Here is a 19,683-nt window from a genome sequence, read left to right as displayed (position 1 = left end):
AGCAGGATTTTGTTAAGAAGCTATGGTATAATATAAAAAACAAGACGGTTGAGCAGCCATGATTAGGCTGCTTTCTTCTGTTTACGCGGCATTTTACACATCTTGTAAAATGCGGCGTAAATAGATTTAAAAAATGTGATGAATGACATGAAAAATACTTTCAATGAATGAAAGTTTCACTTAATTTTTGGACTTGGGGTGAAGAAATGGTAAAACAAAAGCAAAGAGGGACGAAATCAAAAGCAAGACGTACGATAAAGCCAACTTTGTATTACGAAATCGTCGGGTTGACTCTTTTTGCGCTTTCGATCATTACAATCTTACAGCTAGGCATTGTAGGGAAATCATTTGTGTTATTTTTTCGCTTTTTCTTTGGCGAATGGTACATAATTGGTGTATTAGGTGTAATAGCTTTATCTATTGCGTTTGTTATAAGACGCGGTTGGCCAAACCTTTTAAATAAACGGTTAATCGGTGTCTATTTAATTGTGTTAGCGATATTGATGTTTAGTCATATTACATTATTTAACCTTCTTACAAAAGACGGAGCGGTAGAAAATACTTCTGTAATTGTGAGCACAAAAGATATGTTCTTTCATGAGATGAAGAAAGGCACAGAGACAGTTCATTTAGGTGGAGGTATGTTTGGGGCGCTTATGTTTGCAACGTTTTACTTTTTGTTTGATGAAGTAGGTGCTTACATTATTGGGATTATTCTAGTTATTCTTGGTATACTTTGCATTACAAATAAACATATTGGGGAAGTACTAGCTCCAGTTGGACGAATACTTAGAAGTCAATTTCAAGTGATGCAGGGAGATTATAAGGACTGGAGAGCGAAACGCACTGCTGAACAAACAGAAAAGAAAAAAGCGACAAGGCGCACACGTAGTGAAAGGCATGATATACAAGAAGAGATTGTCGAACCGGTAGAAGAAATAGAAATTGGTCCACCAATTATTTCGAACTTTACAGAGAATTATCCAGTAAGTGAAGAAAAGGATAAAAATCGTGAAGATGAAGTTGCTGATGAGCTGATTGCCCCCCCTGTTATGGAAGAGGAGCTTCCATCGGCATTAAAAGAGCGGTCGCAAAAGAAACGAGGAGAAAAGATAGTTGAATCTCTAGAAGGGGAAATGAAAACTCCCCCAATGCAATTTTCAAATGTGGAAAACAAAGATTACAAGCTTCCTTCTATCGATATATTGAAGTTTCCCAAAAACAAGCAGGTTACAAATGAAAATGAAAAAATTTATGAAAATGCTCGTAAGCTTGAGCGTACGTTCCAAAGTTTTGGTGTGAAAGCAAAAGTGACGAAAGTACATAAAGGGCCTGCGGTTACGAAATATGAAGTGTATCCTGATATGGGAGTGAAAGTAAGTAAAATTGTGAGTTTGAGTGATGATTTAGCACTCGCATTAGCTGCGAAAGATATTCGTATTGAAGCTCCTATTCCTGGGAAATCCGCAGTAGGGATTGAAGTTCCAAATTCAGAGGTTTCCATGGTAACACTTAGAGAAGTACTTGATTCGAAAGCGAACAATCATCCGGAAGAAAAATTATTAATTGGCCTTGGGCGTGATATTACTGGTGACGCAGTGTTAGCGCGGTTAAATAAGATGCCTCATCTATTAGTAGCTGGAGCGACTGGTAGCGGCAAGAGTGTATGTATTAATGGTATTATTGTTAGTATTTTAATGCGTGCTAAACCACATGAAGTAAAGTTAATGATGATTGATCCAAAGATGGTAGAGTTGAATGTATACAATGGTGTTCCGCACTTATTAACACCTGTTGTGACGGATCCTAAAAAAGCATCACAAGCTTTGAAAAAAGTTGTGAGTGAGATGGAGCGACGTTATGAACTATTTGCTCATAGTGGAACACGTAACATTGAAGGGTATAATGAATACATTAGAAACCATAATGATCAATCAGAAGCAAAACAACCTGAGCTTCCATACATTGTTGTAATTGTGGACGAGTTGGCAGATTTAATGATGGTCGCTTCTTCGGATGTAGAGGATGCAATTATGCGTTTAGCACAGATGGCACGTGCTGCTGGGATTCACTTAATTATCGCAACGCAGCGTCCATCTGTTGATGTTATTACTGGTGTTATTAAAGCGAATATTCCGTCACGTATTGCGTTCGCGGTTTCCTCGCAAACGGACTCTCGGACAATTCTTGATAGCGGAGGCGCTGAAAAATTATTAGGACGAGGGGATATGTTATTCATACCAATTGGTGCGTCTAAGCCAGTTCGTGTACAAGGGGCGTTTCTATCAGACGATGAAGTGGAACGAGTTGTAGAATACGTTATTGGTCAACAAAAAGCACAATATCAAGAAGATATGATACCGCAAGATGTCCCGGAAACAAAGCAAGAAGTAGAAGATGAATTATATGATGAAGCGGTTCAGCTTGTTGTAGAAATGCAAACAGCTTCTGTTTCGATGCTACAACGTAGATTTCGAGTAGGATATACACGTGCAGCGCGTCTTATTGATGCGATGGAAATGAATGGTGTGGTTGGACCTTATGAAGGTAGTAAACCGAGAGAAGTTTTGATTAAAGATATACAAGAAAAAAGTTCTTAATAAAAAAGTCTAATTGTTTACAATTAGGCTTTTTTATATGGTGTTTTTGTTATATACTATAGTCACCGGTAAAGAAAGGGCTTTCATTTTTAGATGTTCTTTAGAATACGAATGCTTTCAATGTTATTTTTGAAAAATGTTCGATATTACTTGTGGGAAAATGTTGAATTGTGTTGACACATATGGGAGCAAGTGTTACGATTACTTCGAAAAGAATCACTGCCTCATATAATCTTGGAGATAAGGTCCATAAGTTTCTACCTGGCAACCATGAATTGCTAGACTATGAGGGGAAAAGTGTGTAACAAAGGATGTAAGGGATCTTTGTGCCGAACTTTTTCTCTGTATGAGGAATGTTTGTGGTACAAAGTTTTTTTTATGAAATAAAGATAGAAAATTTCGTTTTGAAAAATTATTAACATTTATTCGACAAATATCGTTTTGTGGTAGCATTGCTATACTATGTTGTTAGTTGAAAAAAGAGAACGGAAGTCTTACATCAGAGGTCGAATAATTGGAATGCGGGGGAGTCTTATGTCAGTTAAATCCGATAGTCGACACTTATATTTACGGGTGATCGATCATATTAAAGAAAAAATCAAAAGCGGGGCATATAAAGAAAAACAAAAATTGCCTTCAGAGTTTGATTTAGCAAAAGAACTTGGCGTAAGTAGAGCGACTTTACGAGAAGCGTTGCGTATTTTAGAGGAGGAAAATGTTGTCATTCGTAGACATGGCGTTGGTACTTTTGTGAATGCCAAACCACTGTTTTCTTCTGGAATTGAACAGCTTTCTAGTATTACAGATATGATTTCTAGTGTTGGGAAAACGCCGGGAACCATCTTTTTATCATCATCTACTACGAGTCTAACAGAAGAGGAAAAAGAAAAGTTTAATAGTGATGAAGGCTTTGAGGCTGTAATGATTGAGCGTGTTCGTACAGCAGATGGGGAACCTGTTGTGTACTGTGTTGACAAGTTGGCGAAAGAGGTATTACCGGACTTATCCGATTATAATGAGGAATCATTGCTTACTGTAATTCATAATAACACGCATAAACGTATTACATATGCAGTTGCTCACATTGAACCAATTGGTTATCATCCGAAAATATCACCAATTTTACAATGCGAACCAGAAACAGCGCTGCTGATTCTAAAACAAATGCACTATGATCAAAATGATGAACCAATTTTATATTCTATTAATTATTTTAGAGCAGATAAATTTAGCTTCCACGTATTAAGAAAACGCATGTAATTCGTTCCCTTTTTAGGGAGGTGACAGCAAGAAGAAGGGGACACTAGCATATTAATAGATACATATATCATTTAGGAGGGGTTTCTAGTATGAAGAAAAAAACAGGTATTTTATTATCATTAACGTTGGCAGCGAGTGCAGTGTTAGGGGCATGTGGTAACTCGGATAAGGCAAGTGGGGACAAAAAAGATGAAAAGAGCATTAAAGTAGGTCTGGTTACAGATGTTGGGGGCGTTGATGATAAATCATTTAACCAATCCTCTTGGGAAGGTTTAAAAAAATTCGGTAAAGATAACGGGCTGAAAGAGAAAACAAACTATCGTTACCTTCAGTCTGAAAAAGAAGCCGACTATATTCCGAACTTAAAGAAATTTGCAAAAGATAAATATGATTTATCTTTTGGTATTGGATATAAATTAGAAAAAGCAATTGGAGAGGTTGCAAAAGAATTTCCAAAACAACAGTTTGCGATTGTAGATACTGTCGTAAAAGAACCAAACGTTACAAGCATTACATTTAAGGATCATGAAGGGTCGTTTCTTGTGGGTGCAGTAGCAGCGATGTCAACAAAAACGAATAAAGTAGGTTTTGTTGGCGGAATGAAGAGTGATTTAATTAGTAAGTTTGAGAACGGATTTAAAGCTGGCGCTAAAGCTGTTAATCCAAACATCGAGATTGTATCTGAATATGCAGAAGCATTTGATAAACCTGAAAAAGGTACAGTTCTTGCATCAGCGATGTATGGACAGGGAGTAGATGTGATTTATCACGCTGCGGGCGGTACTGGTAACGGTGTATTTACTGAAGCGAAAAACCGTAAGAAAAAAGGTGAAAATGTTTGGGTAATCGGTGTTGACCGTGACCAACATCAAGAAGGTATGCCTGAAAATGTAACGTTAACTTCTATGGTAAAACGTGTTGACATTGCGGTTCAAAAAGTAGCAGAAGAAGCAAAAGACGGTAAACTAAAAGGTGGAAAAGTAGAAGAGTTCGGTTTAAAAGATGACGGTGTCGGTATTGCGAAAACAACTGATAATGTGAAAAAAGTAAACCCAGAAATTTTAACAAAAATAGAAGAGTTTGAAAAGAAAATTACTGCTGGTGAAATTAAAGTACCTGCGACTGATGATGAGTACAAGCAATACGAGGCTTCTCTTAAGAAATAATGATAGAGAAATAGCAAAGGTTAGTTCTTAGAACTAACCTTTGTATATATGAAATTGCTGTTAATAGAGTGTAATAGGGGACTGTTCCCTGCTAAAAGGAGGCACAATATGGAATACGTAATTGAGATGAATAATATTACAAAAGTATTCCCAGGCATTGTAGCGAATGATGATATTACGTTACAAGTAAAACAGGGAGAGATACATGCTTTACTTGGAGAAAATGGTGCAGGGAAATCAACGCTCATGAATGTATTATTTGGTTTGTATCAACCAGAGCAAGGGGAAATTAAAATTAAAGGTAACCCTGTAAAAATTACCAATCCTAACATTGCAAATGACCTTGGTATCGGGATGGTTCATCAACATTTTATGCTCGTTCATAATTTTACAGTTACAGAGAATATTATTCTTGGAAATGAACCGAAGAAAAAAGGGAAGATTGCTATTGAAGATGCTGCAAAAGAAATTAAGCAGTTATCTGAACAGTACGGTTTAGCTGTGGATCCGTATGCAAAGATAGAAGATATTTCTGTAGGTATGCAGCAACGTGTTGAGATTTTAAAAACGCTCTATCGAGGAGCAGAAATTTTAATATTCGATGAACCGACGGCAGTGTTAACTCCTCAAGAGATTCATGAGCTTATTCAAATTATGAAAAAGCTTGTACAAGAAGGAAAATCTATTATTCTTATTACACATAAGTTAAAAGAAATTATGGAAGTTTGTGACCGCTGTACGATTATTCGAAAAGGAAAAGGAATTGGAACTGTTGATGTTGCAAATACAAATGAACATAAACTTGCGGAATTAATGGTCGGACGTCAAGTGAATTTTAAAACAGAAAAAATAGACGCTAGACCTGAGGGAGATGTACTTTCCATTACAAACCTTGTGGTTCATGATGCACGTCAATTACCTGCTGTAAAAGGCCTTGACTTAACTGTTCGTGCAGGAGAAATTGTCGGTATTGCAGGAATTGATGGAAATGGACAAAGCGAACTTATAGAAGCGATTACTGGTTTACGAAAAGTTGAGTCAGGTTCTATTGCAATTAAAGGGAAAGAAATAACAAATTGGCCAGTTAGACGTATTACAGAAGAAGGAATTGGTCATATTCCAGAAGATCGTCATAAACATGGTCTCGTTCTTGATTTTTCAGTAAGAGATAACATGGTTTTACAAACGTATTATAAAAATCAATTTTCAAAAAAAGGAATTTTAAACTTCGCTAAAATTACAGAGAAAGCAAAAGCTCTAATTGAACAGTTTGATGTGCGTACACCGAGTGAACAAACATTAGCTCGTGCCCTATCTGGTGGAAACCAACAAAAGGCAATTATTGCACGTGAAGTAGATCGTGATCCAGAATTATTAATTGCAGCGCAGCCAACACGTGGTTTAGATGTTGGGGCAATTGAATTTATCCATAAAAAATTAATTGAGCAGAGAGATAAAGGAAAAGCGGTGCTTCTGTTATCTTTAGAACTTGATGAAATTCTAAATGTGAGTGACCGTGTCGCGGTTATTTATGAAGGGAAAATCGTAGCGATAGTTGATGCGAAAGAAACAAATGAACAACAGCTTGGTCTTTTAATGGCTGGGGGAACAGAGAAAGAGCAGGTGGGTACAAATGGCTAAAAAAATATTAACCGAACGAACGATTAATATTTTAGTTCCTGTATTATCAGTTATCTTTGGATTACTTGTAGGCGCTATTGTAATGTTAGTAAGTGGTTATGATCCAATTGTTGGATACGGTGCACTTTGGACTGGTATGTTTGGTAGTCCAAGTGCAATCGGAGAAACATTACGTACAATGATTCCACTTGTTCTTGCTGGGTTGTCAGTCGCGTTTGCGTTTCGTACAGGATTATTTAATATTGGTGTAGAAGGCCAGTTACTGGTTGGTTGGCTTGCGGCAGTTTGGTTTGGTTATGCCGTATCACTTCCTGCATTTCTTCATATTCCGTTATCTATTTTAGTAGCTGCGATTGTAGGTGGATTATGGGGATTTATTCCGGGGTATTTAAAAGGGAAATTTAAAGTTAACGAAGTTATTGTCACAATTATGATGAACTATATTGCGTTATATGTTACATATGACATCATTAAACGTTTTTTACATGAAGGAAACGATAAAACATATGATGTTAAGTCAAGTGCGTCGTTAGCTTCGGATTGGTTATCTTCTTTGACAGATGGGTCACGTCTTCATTGGGGGATTATTGTCGCAATTCTTATTGCAATCTTCATGTGGTTTTTACTAGATAGAACAACTTTAGGTTATGAATTAAAATCAGTTGGATTTAACCAACATGCGTCAAAATATGCAGGAATGAAAGTATCACGTAATGTTATCCTTTCTATGACAATTGCTGGTGCGTTTGCAGGAATTGGTGGTGCAATGGAAGGGTTGGGTACATTCCAAAGCATGACGGCAATGTCGACATTCACGGGAATTGGATTCGATGGAATCGCAGTAGCTCTTCTTGGGGGGAATAATCCATTCGGTATTATACTTTCGGCGTTATTATTTGGTGGGTTAAAAAGTGCAGCGCCGCAAATGAACTTTGAAGCAGATGTTCCATCAGAGCTGATTAACGTAATTATTGCATGTATAATCTTCTTTGTTGCATGTAGTTATGTTTTAAGATGGGCACTTACTCGCATGAGCAAGGAGGGGAAATAAATGAGCTTCCTAGATATTTTAGCCATTCTTGTGACAGGGACATTATATACGGCGGCACCGATTATTTTTACAGCGCTAGGTGGAGTGTTTAGTGAGCGTTCAGGTGTTGTAAATATTGCGTTAGAAGGATTAATGTTGTTTGGTGCGTTTATTGGTGTTATTACAACGCTATTAATGGGTGATACTTGGGGGGCAATGACTCCTTGGATTGCGCTTGTATTTGCAGCAATTGGAAGTGGATTATTTGCACTACTTCATGCGCTTGCATCCATTACGTTCCGAGCTGATCAAGTTGTCAGTGGAGTTGCCATCAACTTTTTAGCACTTGGTTTAACGGTATTTGCGATTAAGAAGATCTTTGGTAAAGGACAAACTGATTTTATACAATACCGTATTGAAAAAATTGATATTCCAGGACTTTCAGATATTCCAATTATCGGAAAGATCTTTTTCTCAAATGTACCATTAACATCTTATATTGCCATTATTTTAGCATTCGTTGTTTGGTACATTATTTATAAAACTCCATTCGGCCTTCGCCTTCGCGCTGTTGGGGAACATCCAATGGCGGCAGATACAATGGGAATTAATGTGTATAAAATGCGTTATATTGCTGTTTGTATTTCAGGAATGTTTGCAGGGGTTGGTGGTGCCATTTTTTCAATGTCAATCTCGAATAACTTCTCAGGTGCTACGATTACAGGACAAGGTTTCTTGGCGTTAGCTGCGATGATTTTCGGGAAATGGAATCCACTTGGTGCGCTTGGTGCCGCATTGTTTTTCGGTTTTGCACAATCACTTAGTGTAACGGGCGGTACAATTCCAGTATTAGATCAAATCCCAAGTGTTCTCTTAACAATATTACCGTATGTATTTACGATTTTAGCACTTGTTGGTTTTGTAGGACGTTCAGAAGCGCCAAAGGCACTTGGGACACCGTATGAAAAAGGAAAACGATAATATAAAATAGTAAATACTGTTACATTATTATAAGTATTTGTAAAGAGAAAATAAGTTATAAAAAAGCTCGCACATTAGTGCGAGCTTTTTTACATAGAATATGCTTAATACAGAAATTTACTTTCTTCCTTTTTAAGTAGTCAACCGTTAGAAGGAGAGCTATGTGACGGAAATAAGGGAGAAAAGTTGATTTTTCGTTTCTAAAAATTGTATATTGAAGAGGAATATTCCTACATACGTAAAGGAGGGCTATAAAATGAAACTGATGGAACAGCAAATACATGAATTAGGTGGTTTGCGTGTACATATGATTCCGACAGATAAATATAAAACAAATACATTTGTATTTCGCTTTAAAGCACCTTTAAACGAAGAAACGGTGACAGAGCGTGCATTATTACCATATGTATTACAAAGTGCAACAGAAAAACTACCATCCGTAATTCGTCTTCGTCAATATTTAGAGGAATTATACGGTTCTTCCCTAGCGGTAGATGTAAGTAAAAAAGGGGAAGATCATATCATTTCTATTTATGTAGACATTGCAAATGAAACATATTTACAGGATGCACCGCCACTCTTTGAAAAGGCGCTTTCTATACTATCCGATATCGTATTACATCCAGCAACGGAGGGAAGTGGCTTTTTACAACCAATTGTAGAAAGCGAGAAAAGAGCACTCGTGCAACGAATTGAAGCTACATATGATGATAAAATGCGTTATGCGAATGAACGATTAATAGAAGAAATGTGTAAAGTAGAACCGTATCGTATAAGTGCAAATGGTCAAAAAGAGCGCGTTGCTTCCATTACGAATGAAACGTTATATAGTTATTATCAAAAGGTGTTAGTGGAAGATGAAATGGATCTATATATCATTGGTGACATAGCTGAAGATGCGATTGATTTAGTAGGTAAATATTTTTCAATTCCGCCTCGTGAAGAAAAAGAGAAACATGTTATTCTTCATAAGCGAAATAATGAAGAACAAGAAATTGTGGAAAAACAAGAATTAAAGCAAAGTAAATTAAATATCGGATATCGCACATATATTACATACCGTGATGAAGATTATTTTGCGCTTCAGCTATTTAATGGATTATTTGGCGGGTTCTCACATTCAAAATTATTTGTGAATGTACGCGAAAAAAATAGTTTAGCGTATTATGCAGCATCTCGCTTTGAAAGTCATAAAGGTCTTCTTTTTGTTATGTCAGGAATTGAAGCGAAAAATTATAAAAAAGCGGTCGAGATTATTAAAGAACAAATGAAAGCGATGCAAAGTGGTGACTTTTCAGAAGAAGAGATCCATCAAACTAAGAGTGTAATTCAAAATCAAATTCTAGAGGCGATTGATACACCACGTGGTTTTGTAGAAATGCTTTATCATGGCGTTATTGCAGAACGTACACGTCCAGTAGAGGAATGGTTGACTGGGATTGAACGTGTTACAAAAGAGGAAATTGTAAAGGTTGCCAATAATATTGAACTTGATACGATTTACTTTTTACACGGAACGGAGGGAGAATAGATGGAGAAAATTTCTTATGAACAATTAAAAGAAACTCTATATTATGAGAAGCTTCCAAATGGGTTAGATGTATATATATTGCCGAAGCAAGGATTTAACAAAACTTTCGCTACATTTACAACAAAATATGGTTCCGTTGATAATACGTTTGTTCCACTTGGAAAAGAAGAAATGATTCGGGTGCCAGATGGAATTGCTCATTTTCTTGAGCATAAATTGTTCGAAAAAGAAGATCATGATGCGTTTCAATTGTTTAGTAAACAAGGTGCTTCTGCTAATGCCTTTACATCATTTACGAGAACAGCCTATCTTTTTTCGTGTACATCAAATGTAGAACAAAATTTAAATACATTATTAAATTTCGTTCAAGAGCCGTATTTTTCTGAAAAAACAGTTGAAAAAGAAAAAGGTATTATTGGCCAAGAGATTCAAATGTATCAAGATAACCCAGATTGGCGTTTGTATTTTGGTTTAATCGATAGTTTATTCGTTAAACATCCAATTAAAATTGATATTGCAGGAACGATTGAGTCCATTAGTGAAATTACAAAAGACTTATTATATGAATGTTACGAGACATTTTATCACCCTAGCAACATGTTGCTATTTGTTGTTGGAGCGATTGATCCAGAAAAGACAATGCAGTTAGTACGTGAAAACCAGGCGAAAAAAGATTATAAAAATCAACCAGAAATTGTACGTTCGTTTGAAGAGGAACCAGAAGCGGTAAATGAAAAGAAAAAAATTATTTCTATGCCTGTTCAAACACCGAAATGTTTAGTTGGTATTAAAGCGACTGGGCTTAAAGAAAAAGGGCAAGAGCTTTTAAAACAAGAGATTGCGCTTACATTACTTTTAGATTATTTATTTGGGAAAGGATCAACTCATTATGAGTCATTATATAATGAAGGACTTATTGATGATTCATTCTCTTATGATTATACAGAAGAAAATAACTTTGGCTTTGCGATGGTTGGTGGCGACACGAAACAGCCTGATGAGCTAGCCAATCGATTGAAAGGTATTTTATTACAGACGGATTATAATGAGTTAGATGAGAAGGCGCTAGAGCGTGTAAAGAAAAAGAAAATTGGTGGCTTCTTACGCTCGCTTAACTCGCCTGAATATATTGCAAATCAATTCACAAGGTATGCATTTAATGAATCTAGTTTATTCGATGCTCTTTCCGTTTTAGAGGGATTAACTGTTCAAGATTTACAAGAAGCGGCAAAAGTATTTTTGTCTGAGGAAAGAATGAGCATTTGCCAAGTATTGCCCAAAAAATAAAGTGAAACATGAATAGTTGAGCTTAAGCTTTACGATGTAGAACTTTACAGGTAGTTTTACTTTATCCCCTCACCTAACCTTTTGGCTATTGCTGAATTGTAAGGTGGGGGTATTATTTGTTTGTGAATACATGATAGAATTAGTGACTTGAAAGAGTTTCTCTGTAGAGGAAAGATAAGAGAGGATATATATGACAAAGTTTGCACTAGTGACGGGAGGAAGCGGAGGAATCGGCTCTGCAATTTCAAAACAATTAGTTGAAGATGGTTATACAGTGTATGTTCATTACAACAAGAGTGAAGAAAAGATAAAGGGATTAAAGCTAGAGCTGGGTGCGATTATTCCGGTTCAAGCTAATTTAGCTGCAGTAGATGGCGTACAGAAGCTCTGGGCGCAAATTCAAAATCCTATTGATGTAATTGTGTATGCAGCTGGGCGAAGTATATTTGGTTTGGTGACAGATGTGACAAATGAGCAATTGAATGAGATGGTGGAATTGCAAGTGAAGAGTGTTTATAAACTTCTTTCACTTGCGCTTCCATCGATGATTCGTCTAAGAAGTGGAAATATCGTAGTTATTTCATCTATATGGGGGCAGATAGGGGCGTCTTGTGAAGTGTTATACTCCATGGTAAAAGGGGCACAAAATTCGTATGTAAAAGCATTAGCGAAAGAGGTAGCTTTAAGCGGGATACGTGTAAACGCAGTATCACCAGGAGCAATAAATACAGAAATGTTAAGCGTGTTCTCAGAAGAGGACAAGCAAGGAATTGCAGAAGAGATTCCAGCTGGAAGAATTGGATTTCCGGAGGAAGTCGCAAAAACTGTTTCTTTCCTTGTATCACCATCTGCTTCATATATAACAGGACAAATTATTGGAGTGAATGGTGGCTGGCATTGTTAAAATAAAAATATGTACATAAAAAATGAAAAATTGTACAAATTAAGCATGATTCTATTACTTAATAGTGAGGTGCTTAACCATGTCAGTATTAGATAATTTTGACCAGTGGAAAAGTTATTTAGGAGAGCGCTTAGAACAGGCGCAAGGAAAAGGGCTTGATGGTAGTGCGGTCTCAGATATGGCATTCCGTGTAGGAGATTATTTAGCAAATGAAGTAGAGGCACGAAATGATCAAGAAAAGTTATTAGCTGAGCTTTGGAAAGTGGCTGATGAACAAGAGCAGCATATAATAGCTAATTTAATGGTAAAGTTTGTACAACATAAGTAAAAAAAGAGAGGAGAAAATCCTCTCTTTTTTTTTAGGTATCTAAAATACCGTGATTCGATTATACATTTATCTTCCCTATTAACGTAAAATCATATAATATAGTACGTAGGTGTAAAGTAAGCAGGGGGAGTGACGTTTGATGATTGAATGGTATTTTGAATATGAAATACATAAAAACCGACCTGGCTTGCTTGGTGACGTTTCTTCGTTAATCGGTATGCTTGGCATTAATATTGTCACAATTAATGGTGTAGATAACGCTCGGCGTGGACTGTTACTTATGTGTGATAGTCAAGAGCAAATCTCTAGACTTGAATCAATTTTGAATACGATGGATAATATAACGGTAACGAAATATCGTCCGCCAAAGCTCAGAGATAGGTTGGCAGTTAGGCACGGCAGGTATATACAACGAGATGCAGATGATAAGAAAACATTTCGTTTTGTGCGTGATGAATTAGGGTTACTCGTTGATTTTATGGCAGAACTGATGAAAAAAGAAGGACATAAACTCATCGGGATACGAGGAATGCCTCGCGTTGGTAAAACAGAATCTATCGTTGCTGCAAGCGTTTGTGCAAATAAGCGTTGGCTTTTTGTTTCGTCTACTCTGATTAAACAAACTGTACGCAGTCAACTAATTGAAGATGAGTATAGTGACGATAATATTTTTATATTAGATGGAATTGTTTCAACAAAGCGTGCAAATGAAAAACATTGGCAGCTCGTTCGTGAAATTATGAGATTGCCTGCAACAAAAGTTGTCGAACATCCAGATGTATTCGTGACTCAATCAGAATACACACTTGATGATTTTGATTATATTATTGAATTGCGTAACGATTATGATGAAGAAATTCAATATGATTTAGTAGATGAAATTGAGCAAGGAACGCAAAATAATTTCTCTATGTTTGACTTTTAAAGAAATATTGAGGTGTTAGAAGTGACGGAATTAGGACAAAAGCTGAAAGAAGCAAGGGAAGCGAAAGGCTTGTCTATCGATCAGCTACATGGGGTTACGAAAATTCAAAAACGTTATTTAGTAACGATTGAAGAGGGCGATTATAGTATATTGCCTGGTGCATTTTATGCGCGTGCATTTATTAAACAATATGCGGATGCGGTTGGCTTAAATGGAGAACAATTGCTTGCGGAGTATCAAAGTGTAATACCACAATCTGAATCTCATGATGTACCGCAAGTATCAAAAAGTCAAAAGACACAAGAAACAATGCAAAAAGCAGCATCACTTCCAATTGCAGATCATATGCCTAAAATATTGATCGCATTATTGGTAATTGCAGTAGGAGTAGCTGTGTGGTTTGTTTTTCAATGGTTAGCGGGAAAAGATGAAGGACAAGTAAAACAAAGTAAAAGCGAACAAATAGAAGTACAGAAGGCAAAAGATTCTCCGCTTGATGAAAAGAAAGAAGGAGAAAAAGCAAAAGAACCTAAAAAAGAAGAACCTAAGAAAGAAGAGCCAAAGAAAGAAGAACCACCAGCACAACAGCCGACTACTGGTCAAGAAGAAGTGAAGGTTATTGGAACAAGTGGTAAGGTATCTACTTTGGAAATTCATAATAATAAAGCACTGGAGTTAGAAATTACAGCGAAGGGTGCAAGTTATGTAGATATTAAAAGTGAAGCTGGAAATGTCGTTTTTAATGGCACACTTCAAGAAGGTCAAACAGAAAAACATGATTTAACAACAGCAAAAGAAGTACTTCTCAACATTGGAAGTGCACCGAATGTTGAAATTAAACTGAATGGCCAACCAGTTGCTTTCCCACTAGATCCAGAAAAGGAATATCACCAAAGATTAGTGATTAAAAATCTAGGGACAGGGCAACCTGCACAATAATAGTCATCGCTTCGATGACTTTTTTCCAATGAACAAATGTTTTTGACATGATGGAGGAATAGCTGTGAATTTACCAAATAAAATTACAATATCTCGAATCTGCTTAATTCCAATTTTTTTAGTAATTATGTTAGCTCCTTTTAACTGGGGAACATATACAGTTGGAAATGTGGATTTACCAATTCAACATTTAGTAGGAGCAATTATTTTTATTGTTGCTTCGGCTACAGATTGGATTGATGGACATTATGCAAGAAAATATAACCTTGTAACAAATTTAGGGAAGTTTCTTGATCCATTAGCTGATAAGTTACTCGTTTCAGCTGCGCTTATTACATTAGTAGAAATGCAATATGTTCCATCTTGGATTGTTATTGTAATCATTAGTCGTGAGTTTGCTGTAACAGGATTACGTCTTATATTGGCTGGAACTGGTGAGGTTGTTGCAGCTAATATGTTAGGGAAAATTAAAACATGGACACAAATTATCGCAATTTCAGCGTATTTATTGCATGATGTACCGTTAAATTTAATCCATATTCCAGTCGCAGATATTTTCATATGGATTGCGCTTATCTTTACAGTTATTTCTGGATGGGACTATTTCTGGAAAAATAGAGCTGCTTTTGTAAATTCAAAATAACAGCTTATGGGGGAATCGGAATGAATGCCGAAATTATTGCGGTTGGAACGGAATTGTTACTCGGACAAATTACAAATACAAATGCGAAATTTTTATCTGAAAAGTTAGCATCCATTGGAATCAATGTGTATTATCATACTGTTGTAGGTGATAATAATCAGCGGTTACAAGAAGCGATTCAAATTGCTGAGAAGCGTGCGGATATACTTATTTTTACTGGTGGATTAGGACCGACAAAAGATGATTTAACGAAAGAAACAATTGCTTCAACTTTGCAAGAAGAACTTGTTTATGATGAAGTGGCATTAACGTCAATTAGTGAATATTTTAAACGTACAGGGCGTGAATTCACAGAAAACAACAAGAAGCAAGCACTTGTTTTAAAAGGATCGACTGTATTTGCAAATGATCATGGTATGGCTCCGGGTATGGGGTTAGCTAAGAACGAGAAGGTTTATATTCTATTACCAGGCCCACCAAAAGAAATGAAACCGATGTATACAAGTTACGTAGAGCCATTTTTACGTAACTTTACAACTGAAGAGCATATATATTCCCGTGTTCTTCGTTTTTTCGGCATTGGAGAATCCCAACTGGAAGTGAAAGTTCAAGATTTAATTGATAGTCAAACGAATCCAACAATTGCTCCGCTAGCTTCGGATGGGGAAGTAACGCTGCGTTTGACCGCTAAACACCGTGATGTAAAGCAAGCAGAAGTGCTCATTCAACATGTAGAAGATTTGATTTTAGAGCGAGTAGGGGAATTTTTCTACGGTTATAACCAAGATTTTCTTCATAATAAAGCAATTGATTTATTGAAGAAAAAAGGTTTAACTTTAGCATCTGCGGAAAGTTTAACAGGCGGTCTGTTTGGAAATCAAGTAACAGAAAACGCGGGTGTATCTTCTGTATTTAAAGGCGGCATAATTTGCTATCATAACGGTGTAAAACAACATATTTTACAAGTACCTGAAGAAGTATTACAAACAGTTGGTGCTGTAAGCGAACAATGTGCGCGTTATCTTGCTGAAAATGTAAAAACATTATTGAAGACAGATATTGGTGTTAGCTTCACTGGAGTGGCAGGACCAAATGCTTCGGAAAATAAAGAACCTGGTACTGTTTTTGTAGGTTTAGCGATAAAGAATGAACCAACTATTGTTTTTTCTCTTAAATTAAGCGGAAGCCGTCAGCAAATTCGAGAACGCTCTGTGAAATATGGATTTTATCATTTGTATAAAAAGCTAGAAGAGATTTAAACCTCTTCTAGCTTTTTTGTAATGAAAATCATACATTCTTCTATAGAAAATAAAAAAAACGAATAAATGTTCGATTTTTGTTGGCAAATTGATATGAAAATAGGTATAATGAGATTAGCAATTCAGTTAAGGAGGAATTTTGAATGAGTGATCGTCAAGCGGCATTAGATATGGCGTTAAAACAAATAGAGAAGCAATTCGGTAAAGGTTCTATTATGAAATTAGGAGAACAGGCAGAACGTAGAATTTCTACGGTACCGAGTGGTTCATTAGCACTTGATGTAGCTTTAGGTGTTGGTGGTTACCCACGTGGCCGTATTATCGAAATTTACGGACCTGAAAGTTCAGGTAAAACAACAGTTTCCTTACATGCGATTGCAGAAGTGCAACGTCAAGGTGGACAAGCAGCATTTATTGATGCTGAGCATGCGATGGATCCGGTATATGCACAAAAGTTAGGTGTTAATATTGATGAGTTACTATTATCACAGCCTGATACAGGAGAACAAGGTTTAGAAATTGCAGAAGCATTAGTACGAAGCGGTGCAATTGATATCATCGTAATTGACTCTGTAGCGGCTCTTGTACCAAAAGCGGAAATCGAAGGGGAAATGGGTGACTCTCATGTCGGTTTACAAGCGCGTTTAATGTCACAAGCACTTCGTAAGCTTTCTGGTGCGATTAATAAATCAAAAACAATTGCAATCTTTATTAACCAAATTCGTGAAAAAGTTGGGGTTATGTTCGGGAACCCAGAAACAACGCCAGGTGGTCGTGCGTTGAAATTCTATTCAACAGTTCGTCTTGAAGTACGTCGTGCTGAGCAATTAAAGCAAGGTAATGACATTGTTGGTAACAAAACGAAAATAAAAGTAGTAAAAAATAAAGTGGCACCTCCTTTCCGTGTTGCTGAAGTTGATATTATGTATGGAGAAGGAATTTCACGAGAAGGCGAAATTTTAGATATGGCTTCTGAACTTGATATCGTTCAAAAAAGTGGTGCTTGGTATTCTTATAATGAAGAACGTTTAGGACAAGGACGCGAAAATGCGAAGCAGTTCTTAAAAGAAAATCCAGATGTAAGAGATGAAATTGCATTCTTTATTCGTGAGCACCATGGAATTAGTGAAGATTCTGCTGCTGAAAGTATGGAAGATGGAACTCTTCTTGATTAATAAAAGACACGACTCCGTGTCTTTTATTTTTTATCTCACAATAATATGTAACAAGGCCTTTTTGTAAGGTTTTTTCCTTTGTTAGAACTGATTTAGTAAGGGTTGTTATCATTGATGAGTATAAACTTTTTTTGTAAAAAGAAGATTTACATGACAAAGGTAAAGAAAGTAAAAGTAGACAACGCTTGACAATGAAAAATGCGATAGATACAATGAGAATGTATATTTTTTCTTATATACGATACACTCTTCTCTAGAAGAGAAGTAACATTCGGGGTAGGTTCTATACCTTTTCGAAATAATAATATGACATTTTAATTGTGAAATGAAGAAAGTCCCTTAAAAAAGCGGGGCGACGGTCTTTGCTGTACGTTGCAATTCAATGTACATGCCGACAGTCTTTTTTCATTCATAGCAAGGGGAGGTGAAATCATGAGTAGTACAGTTTGGATACTCATCTCCATTTTGCTTGCAACAGTCGGTGCAGTTGTTGGCTTTTTTGTTCGAAAGTCTATTGCAGAAGCGAAGATTAATGGTGCAGCGAATGAAGCGAGACGTATTTTAGACGATGCGAATCGCGAAGCAGAAGCACTTAAGAAAGAAGCGCTTTTAGAAGCAAAGGATGAAATTCATACACTTCGTACAGAAGCTGAATTAGAAATTCGTGACCGTAGAAGCGAATTACAAAAACAAGAAAATCGTTTAATGCAAAAAGAAGAGAACCTTGATCGTAAAGACGAAACGCTCGATAAGCGCGAGCAAATGTTAGAAAAGAAAGAGGAATCTCTTGTAGCGAGACAACAACAGATTGAAGAGTTGGAAAGCAAAGTGGGAGAGTTAGTTCAAAAGCAACAAACAGAATTAGAGCGCATTTCCAATCTGACACGCGAACAAGCGAAAGCGATCATTTTAGGGAAAGTGGAAAGTGAAATTTCTCATGAAATTGCCGTTATGGTAAAAGAAAGTGAAGTTCGTGCGAAAGAAGAAGCGGATAAGAAAGCAAAAGAGATTTTATCTCTTGCAATGCAAAGATGTGCGGCTGATCATGTTGCTGAAACAACCGTTTCGGTTGTAAATCTTCCAAATGACGAAATGAAGGGACGTATTATCGGACGCGAAGGTCGTAATATTCGTACGTTAGAAACGTTAACAGGTATTGACCTTATTATTGATGATACGCCAGAAGCGGTAATTCTATCAGGATTCGATCCAATTCGTCGTGAAACAGCTCGTATCGCTCTTGATAAGCTCGTACAGGATGGACGTATTCACCCAGCGCGTATTGAGGAAATGGTCGAAAAATCGAGACGTGAAGTGGATGAGTACATTCGCGAAGTTGGGGAACAAACAACGTTTGAAGTAGGTGTCCACGGATTACATCCAGACTTAATTAAGATTTTAGGTCGTTTGAAATACCGTACAAGTTATGGACAAAACGTGTTGAAACACTCTATGGAAGTAGCGTACTTAACAGGACTGATGGCAGCGGAGCTTGGCGAGGACGAAAAATTAGCGAGACGAGCAGGTCTGTTGCATGATATTGGAAAAGCAATTGACCACGAAGTAGAAGGTAGTCACGTTGAAATTGGTGTTGAACTCGCAACGAAATATAAAGAGCATCCGGTTGTTATTAATAGTATCGCATCTCACCATGGTGATACAGAACCAACTTCCATCATTGCGGTTTTAGTTGCGGCAGCAGATGCGTTATCAGCTGCAAGACCAGGAGCTCGTAGTGAAACACTTGAAAACTATATTCGTCGTCTTGAGAAGTTAGAAGAGATTTCAGAATCCTATGAAGGAGTAGAAAAATCTTTTGCAATTCAAGCAGGACGTGAAGTTCGCATCTTGGTAAAACCTGATACAATCGATGATTTAGAAGCTCATCGTTTAGCGCGGGATATTCGAAAACGTATTGAAAATGAACTGGATTATCCAGGACATATCAAAGTAACCGTTATTCGTGAAACACGTGCAGTGGAATACGCAAAATAAAGTGGTGAAGCACCACTTT

The 19,683-nt window shown here is 36.8% G+C and carries 16 protein-coding genes and 1 riboswitch; all 16 genes read left to right on the top strand.

Annotated features, from left to right (window positions below; all coding sequences use genetic code 11):
* The first annotated feature begins 206 nt into the window (after nt 1-206).
* The gene (locus tag BLV40_RS00895) at nt 207-2,600 is read left to right on the top strand and encodes a DNA translocase FtsK (RefSeq protein ID WP_026590373.1); all 2,394 of its coding nucleotides are present in this window, start codon (nt 207-209) and stop codon (nt 2,598-2,600) included.
* Nucleotides 2,601-2,804: 204 nt separating this feature from the next.
* Nucleotides 2,805-2,906, top strand: a riboswitch (purine riboswitch).
* 228 nt (nt 2,907-3,134) lie between these two features.
* Nucleotides 3,135-3,860 (top strand): GntR family transcriptional regulator, encoded by a 726-nt coding sequence (locus tag BLV40_RS00890; RefSeq protein WP_026590374.1) that lies wholly within the window; start codon nt 3,135-3,137, stop codon nt 3,858-3,860.
* Nucleotides 3,861-3,949: 89 nt separating this feature from the next.
* Nucleotides 3,950-5,026 carry a BMP family lipoprotein gene (locus BLV40_RS00885; protein ID WP_026590375.1) on the top strand — a complete coding sequence of 359 codons (1,077 nt, stop codon included), beginning with the start codon at nt 3,950-3,952 and terminating at the stop codon, nt 5,024-5,026.
* Nucleotides 5,027-5,134: 108 nt separating this feature from the next.
* Nucleotides 5,135-6,667, top strand: a complete 1,533-nt coding sequence (locus BLV40_RS00880; protein ID WP_090687065.1) for an ABC transporter ATP-binding protein — start codon at nt 5,135-5,137, stop codon at nt 6,665-6,667.
* Nucleotides 6,660-7,718 carry an ABC transporter permease gene (locus BLV40_RS00875; RefSeq protein ID WP_026590377.1) on the top strand — a complete coding sequence of 353 codons (1,059 nt, stop codon included), beginning with the start codon at nt 6,660-6,662 and terminating at the stop codon, nt 7,716-7,718. Before BLV40_RS00880 ends, BLV40_RS00875 begins: the two co-directional genes overlap by 8 nt.
* On the top strand, nt 7,719-8,678 hold the full coding sequence (locus BLV40_RS00870; RefSeq protein ID WP_026590378.1) for an ABC transporter permease: 960 nt from the start codon (nt 7,719-7,721) through the stop codon (nt 8,676-8,678).
* Between the two features lie 256 nt (nt 8,679-8,934).
* Nucleotides 8,935-10,209: an EF-P 5-aminopentanol modification-associated protein YfmF gene (locus tag BLV40_RS00865; protein WP_026590379.1), complete on the top strand. Its 1,275-nt coding sequence runs from the start codon at nt 8,935-8,937 to the stop codon at nt 10,207-10,209.
* The gene (locus BLV40_RS00860) at nt 10,210-11,496 is read left to right on the top strand and encodes an EF-P 5-aminopentanol modification-associated protein YfmH (protein ID WP_090687063.1); all 1,287 of its coding nucleotides are present in this window, start codon (nt 10,210-10,212) and stop codon (nt 11,494-11,496) included. It begins immediately after the preceding gene.
* Nucleotides 11,497-11,686: 190 nt separating this feature from the next.
* The gene (locus BLV40_RS00855; RefSeq protein WP_090687061.1) at nt 11,687-12,400 is read left to right on the top strand and encodes an elongation factor P 5-aminopentanone reductase; all 714 of its coding nucleotides are present in this window, start codon (nt 11,687-11,689) and stop codon (nt 12,398-12,400) included.
* A 79-nt stretch (nt 12,401-12,479) separates the two neighbouring features.
* Complete coding sequence (locus tag BLV40_RS00850; RefSeq protein WP_026590382.1) at nt 12,480-12,728, top strand: DUF3243 domain-containing protein; 249 nt, start codon at nt 12,480-12,482, stop codon at nt 12,726-12,728.
* Nucleotides 12,729-12,867: 139 nt separating this feature from the next.
* Entirely contained in the window at nt 12,868-13,653 is a 786-nt protein-coding gene (locus tag BLV40_RS00845; RefSeq protein WP_026590383.1) for a DUF3388 domain-containing protein, read from the top strand.
* Nucleotides 13,654-13,674: 21 nt separating this feature from the next.
* A complete protein-coding gene (locus BLV40_RS00840; protein ID WP_090687059.1) occupies nt 13,675-14,592 on the top strand; it encodes a helix-turn-helix domain-containing protein in 918 nt (305 codons plus the stop codon).
* Between the two features lie 64 nt (nt 14,593-14,656).
* On the top strand, nt 14,657-15,235 hold the full coding sequence (gene pgsA / locus BLV40_RS00835) for a CDP-diacylglycerol--glycerol-3-phosphate 3-phosphatidyltransferase (RefSeq protein WP_001052962.1): 579 nt from the start codon (nt 14,657-14,659) through the stop codon (nt 15,233-15,235).
* A 20-nt stretch (nt 15,236-15,255) separates the two neighbouring features.
* The gene (locus tag BLV40_RS00830) at nt 15,256-16,494 is read left to right on the top strand and encodes a competence/damage-inducible protein A (protein WP_090687057.1); all 1,239 of its coding nucleotides are present in this window, start codon (nt 15,256-15,258) and stop codon (nt 16,492-16,494) included.
* 143 nt (nt 16,495-16,637) lie between these two features.
* Nucleotides 16,638-17,669: a recombinase RecA gene (recA, locus tag BLV40_RS00825; RefSeq protein WP_026590386.1), complete on the top strand. Its 1,032-nt coding sequence runs from the start codon at nt 16,638-16,640 to the stop codon at nt 17,667-17,669.
* 432 nt (nt 17,670-18,101) lie between these two features.
* Nucleotides 18,102-19,664: a ribonuclease Y gene (gene rny, locus BLV40_RS00820; RefSeq protein WP_026590387.1), complete on the top strand. Its 1,563-nt coding sequence runs from the start codon at nt 18,102-18,104 to the stop codon at nt 19,662-19,664.
* The last annotated feature ends 19 nt before the right edge of the window (nt 19,665-19,683 follow it).

Origin of the sequence: Bacillus sp. 166amftsu, from assembly GCF_900107445.1 — a bacterium.
GTDB lineage: Bacteria > Bacillota > Bacilli > Bacillales > Bacillaceae_G > Bacillus_A > Bacillus_A arachidis.
The sequence above is the reverse complement of the archived record's forward strand: the minus strand, read 5'-3'. Positions and strand labels throughout refer to the sequence as shown.

Coding starts and splice junctions, on each gene's coding strand:
- BLV40_RS00895 (WP_026590373.1), top strand. CDS start 207: ATGGTAAAACAAAAGCAAAGAGGGACGAAATCAAAAGCAAGACGTACG.
- BLV40_RS00890 (WP_026590374.1), top strand. CDS start 3,135: ATGTCAGTTAAATCCGATAGTCGACACTTATATTTACGGGTGATCGAT.
- BLV40_RS00885 (WP_026590375.1), top strand. CDS start 3,950: ATGAAGAAAAAAACAGGTATTTTATTATCATTAACGTTGGCAGCGAGT.
- BLV40_RS00880 (WP_090687065.1), top strand. CDS start 5,135: ATGGAATACGTAATTGAGATGAATAATATTACAAAAGTATTCCCAGGC.
- BLV40_RS00875 (WP_026590377.1), top strand. CDS start 6,660: ATGGCTAAAAAAATATTAACCGAACGAACGATTAATATTTTAGTTCCT.
- BLV40_RS00870 (WP_026590378.1), top strand. CDS start 7,719: ATGAGCTTCCTAGATATTTTAGCCATTCTTGTGACAGGGACATTATAT.
- BLV40_RS00865 (WP_026590379.1), top strand. CDS start 8,935: ATGAAACTGATGGAACAGCAAATACATGAATTAGGTGGTTTGCGTGTA.
- BLV40_RS00860 (WP_090687063.1), top strand. CDS start 10,210: ATGGAGAAAATTTCTTATGAACAATTAAAAGAAACTCTATATTATGAG.
- BLV40_RS00855 (WP_090687061.1), top strand. CDS start 11,687: ATGACAAAGTTTGCACTAGTGACGGGAGGAAGCGGAGGAATCGGCTCT.
- BLV40_RS00850 (WP_026590382.1), top strand. CDS start 12,480: ATGTCAGTATTAGATAATTTTGACCAGTGGAAAAGTTATTTAGGAGAG.
- BLV40_RS00845 (WP_026590383.1), top strand. CDS start 12,868: ATGATTGAATGGTATTTTGAATATGAAATACATAAAAACCGACCTGGC.
- BLV40_RS00830 (WP_090687057.1), top strand. CDS start 15,256: ATGAATGCCGAAATTATTGCGGTTGGAACGGAATTGTTACTCGGACAA.
- recA (WP_026590386.1), top strand. CDS start 16,638: ATGAGTGATCGTCAAGCGGCATTAGATATGGCGTTAAAACAAATAGAG.
- rny (WP_026590387.1), top strand. CDS start 18,102: ATGAGTAGTACAGTTTGGATACTCATCTCCATTTTGCTTGCAACAGTC.